Below are 5,189 nucleotides of genomic sequence, written 5' to 3'. Positions count from 1 at the left end.
CCGGAGCCGACTGCCCACCCGATTCCTCCGGCGCGCGCCGCCACCGGCGCCATGGAACGTTCACCGGAGGTCCCGGCTCATCCTCCGGCTCAGCCTCGGAAGCCACCGCCGATCCGTCCCGGCCCACCGGGGTTTCCGGCCATGTCACAGAGGACCGGCGCTCCGCATGCCATCCGCGCGCGTCGCGCCCGGCGCCCGCCGCCTCGTGGACCGCGGACCGACAGCCGGACCGCCCAGGCGCCTTCCATGGCAGAGTGCCGAAGGTCGGCTCCGGCACCGCTCGCACGGGCCGCGATGGCACCATCGCCTCCGCACCGGTGGAGACGGAACTCACGACAGCGTTCCGGGCCACCACGGGAAGGGCCCGGGCCGGATCAGCCGCGTATGTGACGCCGGCTCCATGAGTGACGCCGGCCGGTTCCGGCCAGTGGACCCGGTTGATTCGCAGCACATATACCGCCGGCGGGCGTGCGGTGCTGACTGGCAGGCGGGCCAGTACCGTTAGCTTCTCCTCGAAGCCGACCATCAGCCATCACCGTCTTCGATGCGGAGGTTCAACCGGGCCACCTCGTGCACATAGCGCAGGCGCTCCCGGTGGTCGAGGCCGAGCAGGGCGTTGGGGGGCCAGTGCAGGTAGTACCCCAGGTAGGTCAGCTCCTCGTACAGCCGGTCCACCGGGTAGGTCATGATTCCCCCAGGCGACCACCGCCTACCGGCACTTCCACCCGCGCGCCGCACGAAGCGCAATTGGTCATGCAGACCGGTGCGGCCGTGCCGTTCAGCTCGTGGTAGAGGTGCTGCAGGTGGGCCAGATCCGCGGCGAACAGCCGCTCGATGTCCTCGGCTTCGAGATCTTCCAGGTCGCCCAGCCGGGTCACCACCAGGCTGAGCAACACGATCCCTAGGTACGCGGGGTCGTCCCGGACTCGCAGGTCCCGCAAGGAGCGCAACTCGTCCCGCGCGGTGGCCAGCCGCATCCGGCCCTTGCGGTGCAAAGTGCCGTCCTCGGCCAGGAATCCATGGGGCAGTTCGAACTCGAATTCCGTCTGTACCATGGTCACTTGCTCCGGTCCACTACCATCTGGTCGTACCGGATAGTGATCGACTCGACCGCCGGCGCCCCCGCGCTTGTCGCGCTCAACGGCGACATGCTCCACTGCACCGGGAGCGCGTTCGCCAGGTGGAACTTATGTGCCTCCTTGCGCTGTGGGGTGAACATCGTGATCGTCGCTGTTTGTCGGACGTCTTTGAAGTCCATGGAATCCTCCAGCCACATGAGCAGGTCCTTGGACATGTCCATCACGCGGGAGAGCGTGATCTCGCCAGTGAGCTCCTTGCCGGCCGGCTGGTTGTACTCCATGATCTGACCGCGTGAGTTGAGCTGTCGGACGGTTACCACCCGTTGTCGCAAGGCGAACCCGCTGATCTCCTGGACGGTCGCCACCCGCACCTTGTTGAGCTGCACCGCAAAATGGTCGAGGAGCAGCCCCTGGAAGGACTTTGCATTCGTTGTCACGGCCGATGCCTCCTGGATTCGCTAGGCGTTGGGATGCGCGAGCAGGGCGACGGAGCCTGCAGTCTGGGTGATTCGGAACAGGATGAACTCGGCCGGCCGTACCGGCGCCACGGCGATGTCCACGATCACCTTGCCGGCCGCAATCGAGCCGGCGGGATTGTTGGACGCATCGCAGACCACCCGGAACGCATCCGATGCCACATCACCACGCAGGGCACCGGACAACCACTGGTCATGCAGAAAGCTGCCGACCTGCCCCCGCAACGCCCCCCACAAATGCTGATCAACCGGCTGGAACACCGCCCACCGCGTACTGGCCTTGATGGACGCCTCCAGGAAGTTCATCAACCGACGCACATTCACATACCGCCGGTTGACATCCGGATCGAGCGTGCGCGCACCCCAGATGGTCTTGCCCTGGCCCGGGAAGTCGCGCAGGCAGTTCACCTGCTGTGAGATCTTCTCCTGCTGCTTGTCGCTCAGTGTGACGGTGAACGAGTCGGCCGCGACCAGTGGAATGTTCGCCGGAGCGTAAAAGACCCCGCTGTCGCGGTCCGACGCGGCCCAGGCTCCGGCCACATGCCCGCACGGCGGCACTGTGATCACCGCCGGCCGGCCGGTCCTGGCGGAGTTGACCGGCACGGTCATCGTGACCCATGGGAAGTACACCGCTGCGTACTCGGCGGGCATCACATTCGGGGCGGTGGCTGTCTTCGCGGTGGCTTCGCCGGGCAGGTGCAGGATCACCATCCGGTTGCCCATCTCGGCGCAGTGTTCAGCCAACTTCCGTGCCACCAGCGTATCGTGACCGTCATCGTCCGGTGCGGTCACGATCGTGACCTCGGCGTTGTGCCGCAAGACGTCCAGCGGCTTCTCATATGGGGCGTCGCCCGGACCGGTGAACACGACCAGGCACCGCTCACCGCCGTTGGCGAAAAAGCCGTACACCGCGCCGACCAGGCTGTCCGACACCGGCAGGTCTTCCAACTGCACCAACTCGGCCAAGGTGTCGAGCGATTCGGCGGACAACGCGGGCACGGTCTCGTGGCTGCCCTGACCGGACTGGAAGAAGCCGAAGTGCCTGGCGATGTTCTCGCAGATCTCCAACCCGGCCAACTGCCCTGGCAAACGACCCTCGGAAGGCCGCCATGACAACACATCGGCCGGCCAGTCCATACCGTCCAGGATTTCGACCGGGAAGCGAATCCTCTTCAACACCTGGACAGCCGCGGACCGTGCGACGTCCGAGCTGATCAGACTCAGCAGCCACCGGTGGAACTCGCCAAATCCGTCCACCCACCGGCTCATGGGAACGGCTTCCCGGTGCCCGACGGGCCTGCCGGTCTTCTGCTCCTCGTTGTCCTCCTCGTTGTCCTCCTTCTTCTCCTTGCCGTTCTTGACCGATGCCTTGTGCCCGGTGTCGTTCTGTCCTCCGGTATGGCCCGGATCAGACGGTGCCCCGGAGACCGGTGGCCGGCCGAACTTGCCGATGAACGCAGTCACCGCGGTGGGTACCGGAGTGACCTCGTACATGGCCCTGGTGAGTTCCTCGATATACGGTCCCGGTACCGTGAGACCCGGTGCTTTGGGTGCCATGATTTCCTCCTTGCCAGGCCTTGCAGCGTGCCGGCGCTCCGCTCAGGCGCCGGGGTGGACAAGCTCGGAAACCGGGCCTGCGGTCTGGGTGATTCGGAACAGGATGAACTCGGCCGGCCGTACCGGCGCCACGGCGATGTCCACGATCACCTTGCCGGCCGCAATCGAGCCGGCGGGATTGTTGGACGCATCGCAGACCACCCGGAACGCATCCGATGCCACATCACCACGCAGGGCACCGGACAACCACTGGTCATGCAGAAAGCTGCCGACCTGCCCCCGCAACGCCCCCCACAAATGCTGATCAACCGGCTGGAACACCGCCCACCGCGTACTGGCCTTGATGGACGCCTCCAGAAAGTTCATCAACCGACGCACATTCACATACCGCCGGTTGACATCCGGATCGAGCGTGCGCGCACCCCAGACCATCGGGCCCAGTCCGGGAATGCTGCGCAGGCAGTTCACCCTACCCTTGGTCCTGATCAACAGATCGGACTGCTGTGCTTCGCTCAGCGGGGCGGTGAAGGAAGCCACGGCGGCCAACGGCACATTCGCCGGTGCGTAAAAGACCCCTTTTTCACGGTCCGATGCCGACCAGGCACCTGCCACATGACCGCATGGAGGGATCCTGACCGTGGGCACCCGTCCGGTGACCGGATCCGGCGCGCCGCCCGGCATGGGCATATGGATCCACGGGAAGTATGCGGCCGCGTATTCCGCCGGCTTGACGTTCGGAGCGACGGCCGTCTTTTCCGTGGCTTCGCCGGGCAGTTGCAGGATCGCCATCCGGTTGCCCATATCGGCGCAGTGCTCGGTCAACTGCTGTGCGAGGACCGGGTCATGGCCGTGCTCCGGTGCGGCCACGATGGTCACGTCACCGTGTTCGGTGAGCGCCGCGATCGCATTCTCGTATCCGGCTTCGCTCTCACTGGTCAGGATGGTGAGACACCGATGGCCACCGTTGGCGAAGAACGCATACACCGAGTGGAACAGCATCGTGTTGGTCTTCAGCTTGCCGATGCCGATACCGGCGCGCAGTTCTTCGATCGCGTCCTCGGTCAGCGGGTGCTGGTCGCCGGAACCAGCGAAGTGCTGCTCGATGTTGTGGGCGATGTCCGTGTCACCGTCCCGCGCGAGCTTGGCGGCGACAGCGTTCGCCTCGGCCGCCGGCACCTGGGTGGCCAGCCAGCGGTGGAATCCGGTGAAGCTGTCCGACCACCAGGCGATCGTCTTCCCGGACGCCACTTCCTTGCTCTTGCCCAGGAATGCGGCGACTGCCGTGGGTACCGCGGTGACCTCGTAGAGATGCGGGACGGACTCCCAGATATACGTCCCGGGCACCATCATGTTCGGCATGGGCCTACCGGCCATGGGGGACTCCTCAGACTCGCGCCGACTGGGTGAACGTGAATGTGATGAACTCGGCCGGTGTCAGGGGCGCCACCTTCACCGCACAGCTGATCCTGGCTCCCGTGCTCGTGCAGTTGATCCTGAATGCCTCGTCCGCGGTATCGCCGGCGAGGGCCCCAGCCTGCCATTGCTCGGTAAGGAACTGGCGTATCTGCGCCGCCAGTCCGTCCCGGGTCGCACCGTTGTTGGGCTGGTCGATCACCCAGCCGGTGCTTTCCCTCAGTACGGTCTTGAGGTGGCTGACCAACCGGCGAATATTGAGGTGGCGGAAGTAGCGGTCGGTGGAAAGGGTGCGCGCGCCCCACACCAGCAACTGCCCATCCGGGAACCGGCGCAGACAGTTGACGTGAGGGCCGAACCAGCCCTGCGCGGCGTCGGACGCGACGTCCGGTACCAGCGCCCGCACCGCCCCCACAGGCACGTTCGCCGGGGCCGTATGCACCCCTCGCTCGGCGTCATTGCGGGCGATGACGCCGGCAATGTGTCCGCAGGGGGGCACAGTTACCGCTGATCGCCCGGGATCGTCCAGGTTCGGCATCACGATGCTCGGTGCATAGACCGCTGCGTACGGGCAGCATGTTCCGATCACCGCGTCGGCCACCGGGTGATCGAGCAACGCGATCCATTCTGGCTCGGTGCAGTACGCGGCCAGCCAGCTCTGTGC

Annotated in this window: 6 protein-coding genes; all 6 read right to left on the bottom strand. The window is 65.9% G+C overall.

Going from position 1 to position 5,189, the window contains the following annotated elements:
• Nucleotides 1–525: 525 nt before the first annotated feature.
• The gene (locus AB0K09_RS29660; protein ID WP_366068495.1) at nucleotides 526–687 is read right to left on the bottom strand and encodes a DUF6760 family protein; all 162 of its coding nucleotides are present in this window, start codon (nucleotides 685–687) and stop codon (nucleotides 526–528) included.
• Complete coding sequence (locus AB0K09_RS29655; RefSeq protein WP_366068496.1) at nucleotides 684–1,055, bottom strand: hypothetical protein; 372 nt, start codon at nucleotides 1,053–1,055, stop codon at nucleotides 684–686. Before AB0K09_RS29655 ends, AB0K09_RS29660 begins: the two co-directional genes overlap by 4 nt.
• A 2-nt stretch (nucleotides 1,056–1,057) precedes the next feature.
• A complete protein-coding gene (locus tag AB0K09_RS29650) occupies nucleotides 1,058–1,516 on the bottom strand; it encodes a phage tail protein (protein WP_366068494.1) in 459 nt (152 codons plus the stop codon).
• A 21-nt stretch (nucleotides 1,517–1,537) separates the two neighbouring features.
• A complete protein-coding gene (locus AB0K09_RS29645) occupies nucleotides 1,538–3,112 on the bottom strand; it encodes a phage tail sheath C-terminal domain-containing protein (RefSeq protein ID WP_366068493.1) in 1,575 nt (524 codons plus the stop codon).
• 42 nt (nucleotides 3,113–3,154) lie between these two features.
• Nucleotides 3,155–4,486 (bottom strand): phage tail sheath C-terminal domain-containing protein, encoded by a 1,332-nt coding sequence (locus tag AB0K09_RS29640; RefSeq protein WP_366068492.1) that lies wholly within the window; start codon nucleotides 4,484–4,486, stop codon nucleotides 3,155–3,157.
• Between the two features lie 10 nt (nucleotides 4,487–4,496).
• A partial coding sequence (locus AB0K09_RS29635) for a phage tail sheath C-terminal domain-containing protein (RefSeq protein ID WP_366068491.1) occupies nucleotides 4,497–5,189 on the bottom strand: 693 nt, incomplete at its 5' end.

This window comes from Streptomyces sp. NPDC049577 (genome assembly GCF_040675635.1).
GTDB lineage: Bacteria > Actinomycetota > Actinomycetes > Streptomycetales > Streptomycetaceae > Streptomyces.
This window is presented reverse-complemented; position numbering and strand designations above follow the sequence as displayed.